The organism is Chitinophaga sp. (genome assembly GCF_039596155.1).
GTDB lineage: Bacteria > Bacteroidota > Bacteroidia > Chitinophagales > Chitinophagaceae > Chitinophaga.
The window spans coordinates 162,747-179,210 of sequence record NZ_JBCNKF010000002.1 but is presented as its reverse complement, the minus strand read 5'-3'; the positions used below and the strand labels follow the sequence as shown (position 1 = coordinate 179,210).

The following is a 16,464-nucleotide window of genomic DNA, read 5'->3' as shown; positions in this document are numbered from 1 at the left end:
GCAATCTTAGTAATTCTTCAATTGTGTTTGCAATATTGAATCGATATTCTGCTTGTAATTGTACTGGAACATGGCTGGCAACCAATCGCCATACATTGGATTGGGCAATACAATAAACCGGTTTCCAAATTCAGCAGCAGACTGCCTGGTAGCAGCATCTCTTTTGTCCACCGGTTGCTTTTCGAAGATCGCAGAGAAGTCTCCCAGGTTATCGCCCATCAGCAAAATGATCTCATGTGTTTTTGCGACCTCGAGGCGTCGGTCTTCTTTGCTGGAAGTCGTTGTCTTTGGTATCAGGTGTTCATTATCTGCATCAGGAAAATTCCAGCGTTGTAAATTCTGTAAGGTGACTGCACGTTCTGCAGCGGAACGGTTGGTGATGTAATATACATGTACCCCCTTTTCAGCAGCGTATTTCAGGAAAGACAATGCACCGGGCACCGTATCTGCAGCGGCTTTGCTGGTCCATTCCTGCCAGGTTTTATCACTATAATTTTCCCCTTTCAATGCAATGTGTACATTGTATGGACTGTTGTCCAGTACCGTTTCGTCAATGTCCGTGACAATCGCCATAGGCCTGGCAGCACCGCGCTGCAGGTCTTCGTTGAGACGAAGGCGGGCAATGTTGTATGCCTGAAAGCAGAGTGCTTTATATTCGGAAGAACGTTGTTGCCATAAAGCCGCAAATGCAGGTCCATAAGGCAATAGCGCCATATGTTGTGCAGCTGGTCCGGGTGCCTTGCAGGCGAATAAGAGGGAAAATGCAAGGGGAATGGTGAGGCGCTTGGAAAACATGAAAATAAATTTGTAACTTAAGAGAGTTGACCACAAAAGTAGGAAAATGCAGGAAGAAACACGTTATCAGATTGCACTTACAAAAATACCACAGATCGGAAATAAGATAGCCCAACAGTTGATGACTTACTTTGAAAATGCCAGTAACATTTTTAAAGCAGGCAGAAGGGAACTGGAATGTTTACCGATGATGGGTAAAGTAAGGGCCAATGCCATCAAAGCGTTTGACAATTTTCGCTGGGTGGATAAAGAGATGGATTTCCTGGAAAAGTACCGGATTGCCGCAATTAGCTATCAGTCACCATTATATCCGCAAAGGTTACTGCACTGTTATGATAATCCTTTTCTGTTATATTATAAAGGAAATGCAAATCTCAATGCCACCCGTATCATCAATGTAATTGGTACACGCATGCCTACTGCACATGGCAGGGAAGCGTGTGCCAGCCTGATAGCCGGGTTACAGGCCAGTAATGTGATGGTGGTAAGCGGACTGGCGTATGGCATTGATGTGCTTGCCCACCATACAGCATTGCAATATGGGATGCCTACGGTTGGTATTCTGGCGCATGGGCTGGATAGGATCTATCCGGATGTGCATGCGGGTACAGCAAGGCAGATGGTGGAGCAGGGAGGATTGCTGACTGAATATACCAGCGAAACAACACCTGATAAACCTAATTTCCCAAAGCGCAACAGGATTGTGGCAGGTATGTCAGATGCTACGGTGTTGATAGAAAGTGGTATAAAAGGAGGTTCAATGATCACCGCAGATATTGCCAATAGTTACAACAGGGACGTATTTGCAATACCCGGCCGGGTGGGTGATCCCAAATCAGCAGGCTGTCATCAGCTCATAAAAAATAATCAGGCCATGTTGATCACAGACGCAGCAGATATATTAAAGGCGATGAACTGGGACGATGTGGTAAAAAAGCCAGCCATGCCCCTGCAGCAGGAATTAGGTGTGGGGCTGAAAGATGATGAACGACAGATATTATCGCTTTTTAAAAAGAGTGAAGACTATCATATAGATCAGATCTATCGGCAATCCCCTTTGCCGGAGAGCAGGGTAGCCTCCGTGATCTTTCAGCTGGAAATGAATAAATTATTAAGAAGCATGCCAGGACAGCGTTATCAGCTGGTTTAAGACGAACATAGCCAGTTATAACTATTTGATTCCAACCCTACTTGCCGCAGCCTCCTGACCAATTTCCCGGCGGCTTTTGTGCCGCAAATTACCAGTATTAACCTGACGAAAAATGATCCTGGCATATGACCGGCGTCACAACAATTTTTGTATTTCCTTAAATAGCTGTACATTTGCGTGCAATTATTTAATAACTGACAAATAGTTGCAACATGCCTGCCGGAAAATCAAAACCGAAATTTGTAGAGGACGGACTTACCTTTGACGATGTACTTCTGGTTCCAGCCTACTCTGAAGTCTTGCCCAGAGACGTTAATATCAGCACGCAACTTACTAAAAACTTACGCCTGAACATTCCAATGGTATCTGCTGCCATGGATACCGTTACAGAAGCCAATCTGGCCATCTCTCTGGCGCGCCAGGGTGGTATCGGTATTCTGCACAAGAATATGTCCATTGAAAAACAAGCGGAGCAAGTACGTAAGGTAAAGCGTAGCGAAAACGGGCTGATCCTCGATCCGGTAACCCTGCATGCAAATGCATCTATCGGAGAAGCACTCCGCCTGATGAAAGAAAACAGCATCGGTGGTATTCCAATCATAGATGAGCAAAACAAACTCGTTGGTATCCTTACCAATCGTGATCTGCGCTTTGAAAGGAACATGAAACGCGTAGTAAGCGAAGTAATGACTTCTCAGAACCTTGTTACTGCACCAGAAGGTACTGATCTGAAGAAAGCAGAAAAAATCCTTCAACAGAATAAAATTGAAAAATTACCGGTAGTTGGTAAGAATGGTAAACTGGTAGGTCTCATCACTTACCGTGATATCCTGCAGCTGACCAGCTATCCCAATGCTGTGAAAGATGAATATGGTCGCCTGCTCGTAGGTGCCGCATTAGGTATCACACCTGATGTACTGGACAGAGCTCAGGCACTCATCAACGTTGGCGTGGATGTAGTATGTCTCGATAGCTCTCATGGTCACTCAGTAGGTGTACTGAATGGTCTGAAAAAGCTGAAAAAGACCTTCCCTAAATTACAGGTAATAGCAGGTAACGTAGCTACCGGCGATGGTGCACTGGCACTGGCAGAAGCAGGTGCAGATGCAGTGAAAGTAGGTGTAGGACCCGGTTCTATCTGTACCACCCGCGTAGTAACCGGTGCTGGTTTCCCTCAGCTGTCTGCAGTTATGAATGCGGCAACTGCACTGAAGAAACTGGGTGTTCCCGTAATTGCAGATGGTGGTATCCGTTATACCGGTGATATGGTAAAAGCAATTGCTGCAGGTGCCTCCTGCGTAATGGCTGGTTCTATCTTTGCCGGTACTGAAGAAAGCCCCGGAGAAACTATCATCTACGAAGGACGTAAGTTCAAGTCTTATCGCGGTATGGGTTCTCTGGAAGCAATGGTAGAAGGTTCAAAAGACCGCTACTTCCAGGAAGAAGATGATATCAAAAAACTGGTACCAGAAGGTATCGTAGGTCGCGTACCTTACAAAGGCATGCTGGCTGAAGTCATTCAACAGTATGTAGGCGGTCTGCGTGCAGGTATGGGTCTGACTGGTTCTAAAGACATCAAAGCTTTGCAGGGAGCACAGTTCATCAAGATCTCTCCGGCAACTGTAAAGGAAAATCACCCGCATGATGTGGTGATTACCAAGGAAGCACCGAACTATAGCAGATAATTAATTAAAAGATAATGCCAAAGGGCACCTCGTCTTAACGACAGGGTGCCCTTTTTCTTTTGCCAACAGCCCCAGATCACATCCTGGCGATACGATAGCTTCAGTACTAATTCGTTACCAACCTATCACTATAAGGGCACAAATATATCACCTGTATATCGATTGGATATTGAGGTGATATATTGGTGCCCTTCTGGTACCCTTTTAGTGGACTTTTGGATATACACCCAGCCTATATCTCTTCTATTTTAAAACAAGCCCTTTCCTCCCAATGAGATCATCTCCTTTTTATCCTGATGCTGCTGATAATCCTTATTTTTGACCCGCTATGGCAAAACGTTATTTACCCGCAATTGTAAGCCTTACCGGCAGCCTGCTCCTCTGGGCAGCCTGGCCAACGTCTCCCCTTACCTTTCTGATCTTTGTCGCATTCATTCCCCTGCTTAGGCTGGCGGATATTGTTGAGAACAGAGCCCGCTTTTTCGGATGCGCTTTCCTGTTACTCTTCTGCTGGAATGTGGCAACTACCTGGTGGGTAGGTAACACCACTGTGCCTGCAAGCGGTGTTGCAGCCAACCTGCTCAACACCCTCTTTATGCTCGTACCCGTCATGGGATACCGCAGAACCCGCAAATGGGTCAGCCCTACCCTTGCCTACTTTACTTTCATTGTATACTGGATGACCTTTGAATATATCCACCTGCAATGGGAACTAAGCTGGCCATGGCTCAGCCTCGGCAATGCTTTTGCCATGCACCCCGGCTGGGTACAATGGTATGAGTATACCGGCGTCAGTGGTGGTACCTTGTGGATACTCGCTACCAACCTGGCGATTTACCATGTGTGGTTTCAATATCGGTTTTACAAACGCCCGATTGCAAAAATGATCTGGGTACCACTGGTTATACTGGCAGTGCCTTTTGCTATCAGCTTCCTCATCACTTCCCGGTTGCAAATGCCAACAGGCCCTGCTACTGAAGTTGTCGTGGTGCAACCCAACATCGATCCCTACGATAAATTCGCCGATGAAAATGAATCGCTGGAAGTCGATAAAATGCTCCAGCTCACTGCGTCTAAAATCGATGCTAATACATCTTTCATCGTATGGCCTGAAACCGCACTGTTTGTACACGGAGCATGGGAAAATAAACTCACTTATGAAGAATATACCAGGAAGATCAGATTGTTGCTACACCGGTATCCTAAAGCCAGCCTGGTAAGCGGCGCTGTCACATTAAAACGGTATGATGCCGGTAATGATGACATTCCAACATCAGCCCGCCGCAACTCAGATGGCGATATGATCTATGACGTATTCAATGCCGGTGTACTGATTGATACTTCGAACATTGTGGAGGTATATCATAAATCTAAACTTGTGCCGGGTGTGGAACTCATTCCCTATGTACATTACCTGAGTTTTATGAACAACCTGGCACTCGATTTTGGCGGTATCAGCGGTAGCTATGGCCGTACACCGGGCGTAGAATTAATGGAAAACAAACAGACACACATTAAAGTATTCCCTACTATCTGTTATGAATCGGTATATAGTGAGTTTGTAGCTGAGCATGTACGAAAAGGTGCGAACATTCTTTTTATTATGACCAATGATGGCTGGTGGGGAAATACGGAAGGTCATCGTCAGCACTTACAATATGCCCGTCTCCGTGCCATTGAAACCCGCCGCTGGGTGGCCCGCAGCGCAAATACAGGTATCTCTGCTATCATCGATCCCCAAGGGACGATTACCGCATCTCTCCCATACTGGCAGGAAGGCGTTTTAAAAGCAAATGTAACACCAGGCGATGCTCTGACGTTTTATGTTAATTATGGAGACTTACTTTCAAAGGCAGCCGTTGTATTTTGTATTTTGCTGATCATTTACAGCTTCTTTTTGCGGCTGACACGTAAACGCTTATAAACATCAACAAAATCTGTTTTACGTTACCACCTGCATGTCAATAGATGTTGTGGAGCCTGCCCGAAAAGACCTTTAAATAAATTATTTTTCTGATGTCGAATAAACTTTCAACCCATAAAAATCATCTAAGTATAGGGAAGAAACCCGTTTTGGTACTCCTTCACGGATTTGCTGAAAATGCCGGTATCTGGCATATACAGCAGGAATATTTAAGTGAATTTTTTGAGGTGATTGCGCTGGATTTACCCGGAGTCGGCAATAATCCACTCACGACTGCGTTGACTATAGATAGCATGGCTGATAATGTTTATCATTCATTACAGGCTGCCGGTGTTGAAAAAGCCGTGATTGTTGGCCACTCTATGGGCGGATATGTCGCCCTTGCCATTGCTGAAAAATACCCGTCAATTTTACAGGGAATGGGCCTGTTCCACTCTACAGCCCTTCCTGACACTGAAGAAAAGAAAGACGCACGCCGAAAATCTATCAAACTGATGGAACAATATGGTAGTGAAGCATTTATCAGGCAGGCATTCCCGAACATGTTCAGCCCCGGTTTTAAAGCCAAACACCCGGAAAGTGTAGAAGCATACGTGAATATGGGCATCACCTGTCCCCTCGCTTCCCTGGAAGCCTATTACGAAGCAATGATCATCAGGCCCGATCGCACTGCCGTATTATCAGCTATCCAGGTCCCTGTGCTGTTCGTAATCGGGAAAGAGGATACGGCCATTCCACTTCAAAGTATACTGCCACAGGTATCCCTTCCACGCACCAGTAGCATTTACATTTTTGAAGAAACAGGGCACATGGGCATGTGGGAAGTTCCTGCAGCCAGCAATGAGCTCTTACAACAGTTTACTCTTTTTTGCCAAGATCAATAATTGTGAGAAGACGAATCTTTCTATTGCTGTTCATACTCTCCTGCGGATTCATATCCAGGGCTTCCCATATCATTGGGGGAGAGATGTCGTATAAATACCTGTCAATGACCACAGATCAGGTCAAGTACCTGGTCACATTGAAACTGTACCGCGTGTGCGATGAGGGTCCTACCCTGGCAGAGTTACCCAATAATTTATATTATTCCGTGTTTGATAAATCCAACAACAGCCCAATCACGGGATCTCCTTTTCTCGTCCCTCAAATCAGCAAGGAAACTAAATCATCTGCACAGGCAGATCCCTGTATTGTCAACCCACCTAAGATCTGTTTCCAGGTAGGTACTTACGAGACTATTATTACTGTACCTATCAATGCTGCCGGGTATACTGTATCATTCCAATCCTGTTGTCGTGATTACTCCATGACGAACATCATTGATACGCACCGGGCCAACGACGAAGCAAACTATCCAGGTAACGGCGCTACCTACTTTACTGAACTGCCCGGCTCCAGTGGTATTCTCACGAACTCCAGCCCTACTTTCAGTAAAGACGAAGCCATCCTGGTCTGTGCCAATAAAAAATTCAGTTATGACTTCACGGCGACTGATCCCGATGGTGATAGCATTGTATATGTTTTCTGTGCTGCATATGGCGGTGGTAAGCCGACTAACACAGGAGATAAATACGCGCCTCCTCCTGCTGCCGTGGCACCTCCCTACGCTACCGTCCCTTACAAGAGCCCATTTACAGGCGGTGCACCACTGGGTGCCGATGCTTACATTGTATCCAATTCCGGCATCATCACCGGTATTGCTCCTGATCCGGGAAAATACGTAGTGACAGTATGTGCATATGAATATCGGAACGGTGTCCTGCTCGGCATTCACCGAAAGGATTTTCATATGATCGTAACCACCTGCGTACGTGTCGTTGAAGCAGCGATGCCTGATAAATACGATGATTGTACCGGCTTTACCATCACCTTCCTGAACAATAGTACCGAAGGGAAAACTTATGACTGGGATTTTGGAGATGGAACCACCTACACTACCAAAAGTACCGATGCATTCCAGCATACCTATGCTGCAGAAGGTGTATACAACGTTACTATGTGGGTGGATAAAACCAGTAATTGCGGGGCCATGGCAACAGCTGTCGTACATGTATATCCAAAGCTCACGCCGGATATGCGCATTACAGGATTCTGCAGTAATACCATCACCAACTTTACGAATACCTCTACTACCACCAGTGCTACCGATGCCATTTCTACCTATCGCTGGGATTTTGGTGATACCGGTACATCAGCAGATACTTCATGGTCTTCCAATCCCAGTTATAAATATCCAGGGCCTGGCAACTACACTGTCATTCTCAACATCACTACAAAAAATGGCTGCGTAAGATCAGATACCAGCACGATCACCATCTACGATAAGCCGCCCGTTACCACTACACCTGATACCCTGTTGTGTATCCGCAACTCACTCCAGCTCTCTGCAACCAGTGAATCAGGAGGCAACACAATTAATGGGGTATACACCTGGACGCCTGACTATAATATCACGAATGCTAATACAGCTACCCCGACAGTGTATCCCAAAGTAGATACTGCTTATACCGTTACGTTTTCTGACGGAACGGGATGCCAGAATTCCGCTACTGTGAAAATTGATGTACGTGATTCACTATATGTAAGAACGATTGCGGACAGTACGGTTTGTACAGGCGACACGTTACATATCAGGGCATTCCCGGACGGGAACTATCCGCTTGCCTGGTACGCTTTACCTGCTGGAAACCTTGTAGGAGACGGCGCCATCCTCAACATCGTACCACCTGCGCCTGCTGCTACATATACCGTTGTTGCAGCATTAGGTGATTGCAGTGGGTATGATACCATGAACTTAAAAATCGTAGATCCTCCTATCGCAAATGCCGGGCTGGACACCACCATCTGTTATGGTGATCAGGTCACCCTGCAGGCTTCCGGCGGCTCCTTCTATCAATGGACACCGACCTTTACATTAGCAACGCCAACGAAGGCTACGACTATTGCCAAACCAACGGATACTACCCAATATATTGTAACCGTTACGGACAACAAAGGTTGTCCTAAACCAGTAAAGGATACAGTTCAGATCAATGTGGTACCGCAGGTACATGCCTTTGCCGGTAATGATACGATTGCGATCCTGAATCAGCCTTTCACCTTACATGCGGCAGGTGGTGTGCGGTATGTGTGGACACCCGCAGAAGGATTGGACAATCCTACGATTGACAGTCCCACAACGACTATCAATCATGACTTTACATATACCCTTACTGCCTATACGACTGAAGGCTGTTCAGGCACCGATGATATTAAGATCCGTTTCATTGCCGGTCCTGATATTTATGTTCCCACTGGCTTCTCACCTAACGGTGATGGACAAAATGATATCTTCCGCCCCTTGCCCGTGGGCATCACCCAGCTGGAATTCTTCAGGGTCTTTGATCGCTGGGGAAAGATGATGTATAGTACCACCGAATACCTGCAGGGATGGGATGGTAATTTTGATGGTCAACCTGCTGCTATCGGCACGTACGTGTGGGTCGTGCAGGGCAGGAATGTGAATAACGAAACAGTGATTCGCAAAGGTACTGTTACATTGATCAGATAATTGTGCCTATTCAGCACGCACGCATTGTCTATTCTTTTTACTTCAAATGATATTTTGGAATCCGCAAAATGCGGATTCCGATTGTATTTCAAACCCCTTCATATGGCGATTTAATTCATTCGCCCATCTGCTTTTTTTTATTTAAATTCCTATAGTTAAGTCTTCGTAGAGCCCATGCACAACCCCTGCTAATGCATAGATCTATTATTCTGGCTATTTGCTGTAGTTTAATCCACGTGGCTGCAGCCGGCTACCATATCATTGGTGGCGAGATCTATTATACCTTTCTTGCCGTGAACCCCGATGGTAACTATAGGTATGAGATCACACTGAAGCTGTACAGAAATGCTGATTTCACCTGTGGTGAAATTCAGGGTTGCCTGGATCATTTTGAAGATCCGGTGCCCGTAAATATTTTTACCGCAGGCGGATCACGTGTTGCTGATGCGCGCCTGCTGTTCATCAAAGAACGACATCCCCTGCGCGATACCCTTCGCAATCCATGCCTGGCACCCCGTTCACAAAACCTGGAGGTGGCTTTTTACAGAGATACCATTTCACTCAGACCCATTTACGGTGGTTACTATGTAGCCTACCAGCGATGCTGCCGGGGCGAAAAGCTGGCCAACATCAACGACTCAGAACATGAAGGCTCTACTTTCTACTGCACAATTCCTGGCACCGAAAGCCGCCCCACAAACAAGAGCGCCTATTTTGCAAAGGACGTAGCAATTGTGATCTGCGCCAACCTGCCGCTCCATTATGATTACTCCGCCACCGATCCTGATGGTGATAGTCTCGTTTACTCATTGTGCAGTGCGCTCACGGGAGGCACTAACCGAAATGAAGCTGCCAGTGCCAATCCTCCTCCTTATGACAATACGGTGAGCTATAGGGCGCCTTATTCCGGCACAAATCCTATGGGAGGCTCACCGCAGGTATCCATCGACAACAAGGGATTTTTAACAGGTGTTCCCCCAAGAGAAGGGCAATATGTAGTATCAGTATGTGTAACTGAATTCGATCGTCGTACCGGGCAGCTGATAGGCACACATCACAAAGACATTCTCCTCACCGTTTTTAACTGTAATACCAAAATCACCGCCGGCTTCCCGCCCACACTTCAGAACTGTGTACCCGACCCTGACCTCAGTGTGCTCATCCCCAACACCAGCAATGCAGGGTACACCTCTACCTATTACTGGGACTTTGGAGATGGTTCTGACACCACGGTGACTGACAAAACCGTGTTCAGGCACCTATACCCTGATACCGGCCGGTACGTCGTGAAATTAGTGGTAAACAGGGGCCTTACCTGCTCCGATAGCACAACCGGCATAGTCAGTAATTATCCGGGATTAAAAGGCGATTTTGACGTAAACGGATTCTGTAAAGGAGATCGCATTCAGTTCGACGACAAGTCTGTCTACACCTACGGCCATATTACTGACCGGCGGTGGGAGCTGGGAGAACAAAATGATAGTGTGATCAACAGGGCTTACGGGGAACATGTGAATCACACCTACCAGCAGGGCGGTGTATACACCGTTTCGCTGATCCTGTATACAGATCATTCCTGTGTGACCACTGTTACAAAAGACATCACGGTGTATGAAGTCTTCCCTTTTGCCGGCAATGATACCATCCTGGCCAAAGGACAACCACTCACGCTACATGCTTCCGGCGGAGAGTTCTACACCTGGTCACCACCTGATGGATTGAGTAATGCGCATATTGCTGAACCTGAACTGAAATGGAATGACGACATCACATATGTGCTACGCGTGTCCAATACACAGGGATGTGTGGGATATGATACAATCAACATCAAATACTACACAGGCCCTGAGATCTATGTACCAAACGCTTTCACACCAAATGGAGATGGCCGGAACGACCTGTTCCGTTTTATTCCCGTAGGTATGACCGAATATAAATACTTCCGCATCTTTAACCGCTGGGGACAGGAAGTCTACTCCTCTACTGACTTCCGGCAGGGCTGGGATGGCACCTACAAGGGACAGCCTGCGCCGTTAGACACCTATATCTGGATACTGGAAGGAAAAGATTTTACCGGAAAAACAATTTTAAAGAAAGGCACTGTAACTTTGGTGAAGTAAATAATCATTTTTGACATGGGGATTGTACTTATTACTGGTGCCACTGCCGGATTTGGAGAAGCTTGTGCGAGAAAATTTGCCGCTAACGGTTATGACCTTATTATTACCGGAAGAAGACAGGAAAGACTGGCTGCTTTACAACAGGACCTGGAAAAAACAAATGGCATCCAGGTACTGCCATTGACTTTTGATGTGCAGGATGAGAAAGCCGTGAGCAGCGCGCTGGAGCAGATCCCTGATTCGTGGAAAGCAGTGGATATCCTCATCAACAATGCTGGTTTAGCATTAGGTCTGTCCACCATTGATGAAGGAAGTTTATCTGATTGGGATACCATGATCGACACCAATGTGAAGGGCCTCCTGTATGTATCCAGGGTAGTGATTCCATGGTTGAAAGCCCGGAAAAAAGGTCATATCATCAACCTGGGATCAACAGCCGCCAAAACCGTCTATGCAAAGGGTAATGTGTATTGCGCAACCAAAGCAGCAGTAGACGCTATTTCACAGGGCATGCGGATCGATCTCCTGCCGTATTTTATTAAAGTAACGGCTATACATCCGGGTGCTGCAGAGACGGAGTTTTCAGTCGTTCGTTTCAAAGGAGATGAAAGTAAAGCAGATGAGGTATACAAAGGATTTACGCCGCTGCGTGCGGAAGATATAGCGGATACTATTTACTATTGTGCCACATTACCAGCGCATGTGTGTATCAATGATTTAGTGATCACCTGTACACAGCAGGCAAATGCGATTTACACTTATAAAGAGTAAAAAGTTATAATATAACACATAGATGTTATTTCATTAGCAGAATTTTCAATATATATTTGAAGCAGCTTACTTTTTGTGTATAAGAAGAAGCCAAAGTGCTGAAGATGGGGTTATGAAAAAACCATCCAACGGGAAATGTGATGCCTAACTAACTATGAGCTTTTAGAGTTTACTGACTAACAATGCTAACTATCTATCCTAAAAAACCATATCCCTATGCTTACATTTGCAACACTGTATTTGTTGCGTCTCTACTATCCGAGATGGAAAGCAGAATGGCGCTTCTACTCCGACAGATCTAAAAGAAACAACTACGGTCGCTGGGCTACTCGCCAGGACTGGGCAGGAGCTTTCAGCATCTGAGAATAAGAAATCAAAAGGTGTACCAGAAACGGTGCACCTTTTTCGGTTATAGCAGCAGTTGTCTCACAGGTAAATTGAACACATCAACAATCGTTAGACTTTACCTGCTTCTTTATATACGCAGCCACCTATAACAAATACTTCCCTTCTTTGTATACGCCACCAACACCGTCTCTTTATCCACCGCTTTCACTACCGGAAACGTCACATACAGCCTATCCCCTGTCAGTATCCCTGATCTATCCACACGACCATCTCCTTTCCGCACCTGGTACCCTACCCTGCTGTTAAATTCCTTTCCTGCCTTCACTGGTTCATCCCATACTATCACGATCTTATCATCCCCTACTGCCGCTATCTGCGGATGCTTTGCCATCGGCGTTGTGCTCACTGTATCTCTTTGTGAATACGTCATGCCTTCATCTGTCGAATGACAATAATACACCCCTTGTCCGCCACCCATGGTAAACCATACACAATGCAATCCAAAACTATTCGCGGTCATTGCAGGACCTGTGTGCGGGCATCCGCGTACCACCCAGTTATCGGCACTGATCCTTACCGGCCGGGAAAAAGTAGCTCCTTTATCCACAGATAACAAGTGTACCATATCACGAATTGAATCGTTGATGATATCCCTGAATGCTACATGTAAGTGCCCTTTCGGATCTGTATACAGGTCTGTACGACAACACTGACACGCCGTTTCTGCAATCGCATGCTCTCCTTTGAAACCATTATGTCCACTGGTTTTTGCAAAGTATAAAGTAGACCCTTCTGCATCGATATCTTTCCTGTTATCTAACCAGATCGCCCCGGCTTCTCCATCGGGTAGCAAGGCCATATCAAAATAACGCTGATCATAACTGCTCGTATCTGTCACCAGTTGCTGTGGTGCAGACCAGGTCTTCCCGGTGTCGAGTGAATGTGTGTAGAATACCCGGCCTGCCCATTGATTACGCGGATCATGTTGCTCTACACCATACATCGCAATGATCTCACCATCTGGTTTGAACAGCAGCTTGGGCATATTTTCCGCATGCGGCAATACATTATTGGCTACAGGTATTATATGCTGTGTAGAAAAAGTATCTCCCTGCTGCACAGCATAATACATGGTACCTGTATCAGCACCCGGTTGCGCCGCTATCCAACTGATGACTTTTTTACCATCTGGTGTTTCTGATATAAACGCACACGATACATCTCCCTGTGCAAGTACGTATTCTTTATCTTTATTCGGATGGCAGGCCGAAAGAAGGCCTGCCAACACGATCCACAATTTATTTTTCATTATTTAAATGTATAAGCTATCCCAAAATCAAATGTTCTCTTCTGTCCAGGATAATAGCTGGTGCTATACGCCGTCTTCTCTGCTGTTGTAGCATAAATCACATCTGCTGCATTACGGCAATTGATCCAGCACTCAAAACTTCTCCATGCATAACCTGTCCGGATATTCAACAAATCATAGCCATTGTATATTTTAGTATTCTTCGGATCCATATAATACTTGCTGATATGCTGCCACTCTGCGCCTATCCTGAACCCCTTTATGAATGCAGGTTTGAACGTCGCTTCACAATTGGTGATCACATGTGGTGCTCCGTTCATCTGGTTGCCGCTGTAAGACACTCCTTTGTCTGAATAATCATTGAAGAAATGATCTGCATACTGCCCACTTACACGTAATTGAAGCGATGTAACCGGCGCATAACGGACATTCCATTCTATACCCCTGTGCGTTGTCTGACCTGCATTCTGATTTAAATACGTACCGTCTGACTGACGAACACTCACGATCTCATTCTTTCCTTTCATTTCATACACACTCATATCCACATACCCCTTGTCATTTGCAAAACCAAACCAGCCGCCTACTTCATAATTATTATAATTAGCAGGTTTTAGTACCGGCACTTTCACCCCTGTGAATAATTCTGTGATGTTCGGTGGCGCAAAACCTACACTGTAGTTTACATACAGTCCACGGCTATGTCCAAAATCATATGTCAATCCTACCTTAGGTGTCAATGCATTGAAGTTATTTTTCTGACTGGCAGCCCCTGTATAAGCAGCCGCAGAAAGATGGTTTTCAAAGTTATAGTCCATGCGGTCGTAACGCAACGCAGCAACCAGTTTCAGTCCCTGTGCAAGTGTCATATTGCCTTGCACATAGGCAGCAGTATTTAACAACTTTACATCATAATTCGTGAGCACGGAATCAGTAGGTGTATAATGTATATAATAGCCTGCCGCATTCTTATCTACGTCAATGTAATTGGCAATATAACCAGCCGGACTATAATCCATACTTACACCCGCGATGATCGCTGCATCCTGCCATGCAAATTCCTTTTTGTGCTGCAGGATCAGGCCATAACTTTTAAAGCTGTCATCATTGATCTGTCCTGCTGCTTTTAATGGATTAGTTTTGGAATCTGTGATGTAATAAAATGGATTCTGCTTGATACCACTGTTTCTGAAAAAAGCTGTAAAGGTTGTATGGTTCAGGTCATTCCAGTCATGTTCCACTGTACTTCTGTAGCGCAATGCATTCACCTTTCTATAAGAGAAAGTCTGGAAGTTGGTATAGTTCTTTCCAAAGAAATGTGCACTATCCAGGCCTCCTATCTGGTCTGTATAATAATCCACTAATGTGGCGGAATTGATCCATTTGGTATGTTCACTGATCTGGTAATCTCCTCTTAACGTGAAAGCGAATTTATGATAATCACTATGGTCCATGTAGCCATGGCTTTGGTTAGCATAGTATCCACCCATTGTAAGACCTACTTTATTAAACGTGTTCGATACATTGAAATCTGCACGTTTATACCCACGATCTGTCACCTCCGCCTGCACACGTCCTGTAGGATTTAATGAGGGGGCTGCTGTAATAAAATTCACGGCACCACCTACTGCCTCACTACCATATAAGGAGGATGCGGGGCCACGTACCACTTCTATGGTGCGCAATGCAGCCATGTTAATTTCAATGAGCGCATTATGATTAAAGTCGCCCGTGGTGCGGATAGGAATACCATCTTCCAGGTAGAGGAACAAACTCTTGTAACCGATGGGCTGACGGATAGCCATGGTATGTTGCTCATTTTGTAAAGGAACCATGTATACACCACTTACTTTGTTCAGCAACTGGTCCAGTGTTGTTGCTTTTGTATCACGCATTTCCTGTGTGGATATCCGGCTGATGGCAATCGGTGCATCTGTACGCAACTGCTTGTCTCTGCTGCTGGTCACAACAAATTCGTTGAGACTGGCTGAAGCAGGATATAATGAAATGACGCCCGCGGGCAATGTCATTTTCTTTGACTGATAACCTACATAAGATACCTGTATAGAATCTCCGTTGTTGCCTGTAATAGTATATTTCCCCTGTGCATCTGTGATGCAACCTTTGCTGTTATGTAATAACCGGATATTTACGCCAGACAATACTTCGCCTGTCTGTGCATCGATCACGCTTCCCTGTACCTGTGCGTGCGAATGTAAGGACAATAGTACTCCTGCTATTATCACTAATAGATATTTCATGTGGACGATAAGTCAATAGTTTATTAATTGAGCTGTGTTGCTCATCAATTTAAATAGTGCATTGCCTCAACCCGGCCTGTTAAATGCAGGCTGTATTGAGTGAATACCGAAAACAAAAGAGAGGATCAGGCTTGTGGGGGGCGGAAGGTATCAGATAAAGGAGTATATGGTACAGAGCTCTGATAATATGCGATAAGTGGTGTAACCGGGGCGTAAGCGTTGAAGTCGTATAAATAGAGGTCGTCTATATACGACACTTCATACTTCTCTTTTCCGGCAGTGCCATTGCGTTGTTGCTGCTGGTCACGCTCCAGTTGTTTTTTCAGGTAACATTTACCGTTACAGTGCATGTCAGGTTTGTCCCTGTTCACGCACAGCACGCTGGCAATATATCGCTGGTTGAGGGTATATTCAAGCGAAATCAGGTACTGGCTACAGTTTTGTAGCAATAGTCCTGTTAAGAGCGCTATGAATAAAAAGTATCTCACGGGGCAAATGTAGACAAAAAATTAACTTCCTCTTATGATTGAGCGCATAAAAAAAGCTTATGC

General features: G+C 45.5%; 12 protein-coding genes. 8 read left to right on the top strand and 4 right to left on the bottom strand.

The features are described from left to right. Positions 1–6: 6 nt before the first annotated feature. Positions 7–795 carry a 5'-nucleotidase, lipoprotein e(P4) family gene (locus tag ABDW33_RS02580; RefSeq protein WP_343688503.1) on the bottom strand — a complete coding sequence of 263 codons (789 nt, stop codon included), beginning with the start codon at positions 793–795 and terminating at the stop codon, positions 7–9. 46 nt (positions 796–841) lie between these two features. On the opposite strand from ABDW33_RS02580, the gene dprA reads away from it, so the two are divergent. The 8 genes from dprA to ABDW33_RS02540 all read left to right on the top strand — a co-directional run bounded on the left by dprA (position 842) and on the right by ABDW33_RS02540 (position 12,358). Then, the gene (gene dprA / locus ABDW33_RS02575; protein ID WP_343688502.1) at positions 842–1,945 is read left to right on the top strand and encodes a DNA-processing protein DprA; all 1,104 of its coding nucleotides are present in this window, start codon (positions 842–844) and stop codon (positions 1,943–1,945) included. 212 nt (positions 1,946–2,157) lie between these two features. After that, complete coding sequence (guaB, locus tag ABDW33_RS02570) at positions 2,158–3,630, top strand: IMP dehydrogenase (RefSeq protein ID WP_343688501.1); 1,473 nt, start codon at positions 2,158–2,160, stop codon at positions 3,628–3,630. 328 nt (positions 3,631–3,958) lie between these two features. Continuing rightward, positions 3,959–5,554, top strand: a complete 1,596-nt coding sequence (gene lnt, locus ABDW33_RS02565) for an apolipoprotein N-acyltransferase (protein WP_343688500.1) — start codon at positions 3,959–3,961, stop codon at positions 5,552–5,554. A 92-nt stretch (positions 5,555–5,646) separates the two neighbouring features. Beyond that, entirely contained in the window at positions 5,647–6,438 is a 792-nt protein-coding gene (locus ABDW33_RS02560; protein ID WP_343688499.1) for an alpha/beta hydrolase, read from the top strand. A 2-nt stretch (positions 6,439–6,440) separates the two neighbouring features. Beyond that, positions 6,441–9,104 (top strand): PKD domain-containing protein, encoded by a 2,664-nt coding sequence (locus ABDW33_RS02555; RefSeq protein WP_343688498.1) that lies wholly within the window; start codon positions 6,441–6,443, stop codon positions 9,102–9,104. Between the two features lie 191 nt (positions 9,105–9,295). Then, on the top strand, positions 9,296–11,224 hold the full coding sequence (locus ABDW33_RS02550; protein WP_343688497.1) for a PKD domain-containing protein: 1,929 nt from the start codon (positions 9,296–9,298) through the stop codon (positions 11,222–11,224). A gap of 15 nt (positions 11,225–11,239) precedes the next feature. Beyond that, positions 11,240–11,995: an SDR family NAD(P)-dependent oxidoreductase gene (locus ABDW33_RS02545; protein WP_343688496.1), complete on the top strand. Its 756-nt coding sequence runs from the start codon at positions 11,240–11,242 to the stop codon at positions 11,993–11,995. 216 nt (positions 11,996–12,211) lie between these two features. Then, complete coding sequence (locus tag ABDW33_RS02540) at positions 12,212–12,358, top strand: hypothetical protein (RefSeq protein WP_343688495.1); 147 nt, start codon at positions 12,212–12,214, stop codon at positions 12,356–12,358. A gap of 112 nt (positions 12,359–12,470) precedes the next feature. Here the strand turns inward: ABDW33_RS02540 and ABDW33_RS02535 are convergent, their stop codons facing one another. The 3 genes from ABDW33_RS02535 to ABDW33_RS02525 form a co-directional block, all read right to left on the bottom strand. Further along, the gene (locus tag ABDW33_RS02535; protein WP_343688494.1) at positions 12,471–13,652 is read right to left on the bottom strand and encodes a sialidase family protein; all 1,182 of its coding nucleotides are present in this window, start codon (positions 13,650–13,652) and stop codon (positions 12,471–12,473) included. After that, positions 13,652–15,913, bottom strand: coding sequence for a TonB-dependent receptor (locus ABDW33_RS02530; protein ID WP_343688493.1), 2,262 nt, complete (start codon positions 15,911–15,913; stop codon positions 13,652–13,654). The genes ABDW33_RS02535 and ABDW33_RS02530 overlap by 1 nt, the downstream gene beginning before the upstream one ends. A gap of 125 nt (positions 15,914–16,038) precedes the next feature. Then, positions 16,039–16,401, bottom strand: coding sequence for a hypothetical protein (locus ABDW33_RS02525; RefSeq protein ID WP_343688492.1), 363 nt, complete (start codon positions 16,399–16,401; stop codon positions 16,039–16,041). Positions 16,402–16,464 lie beyond the last annotated feature (63 nt).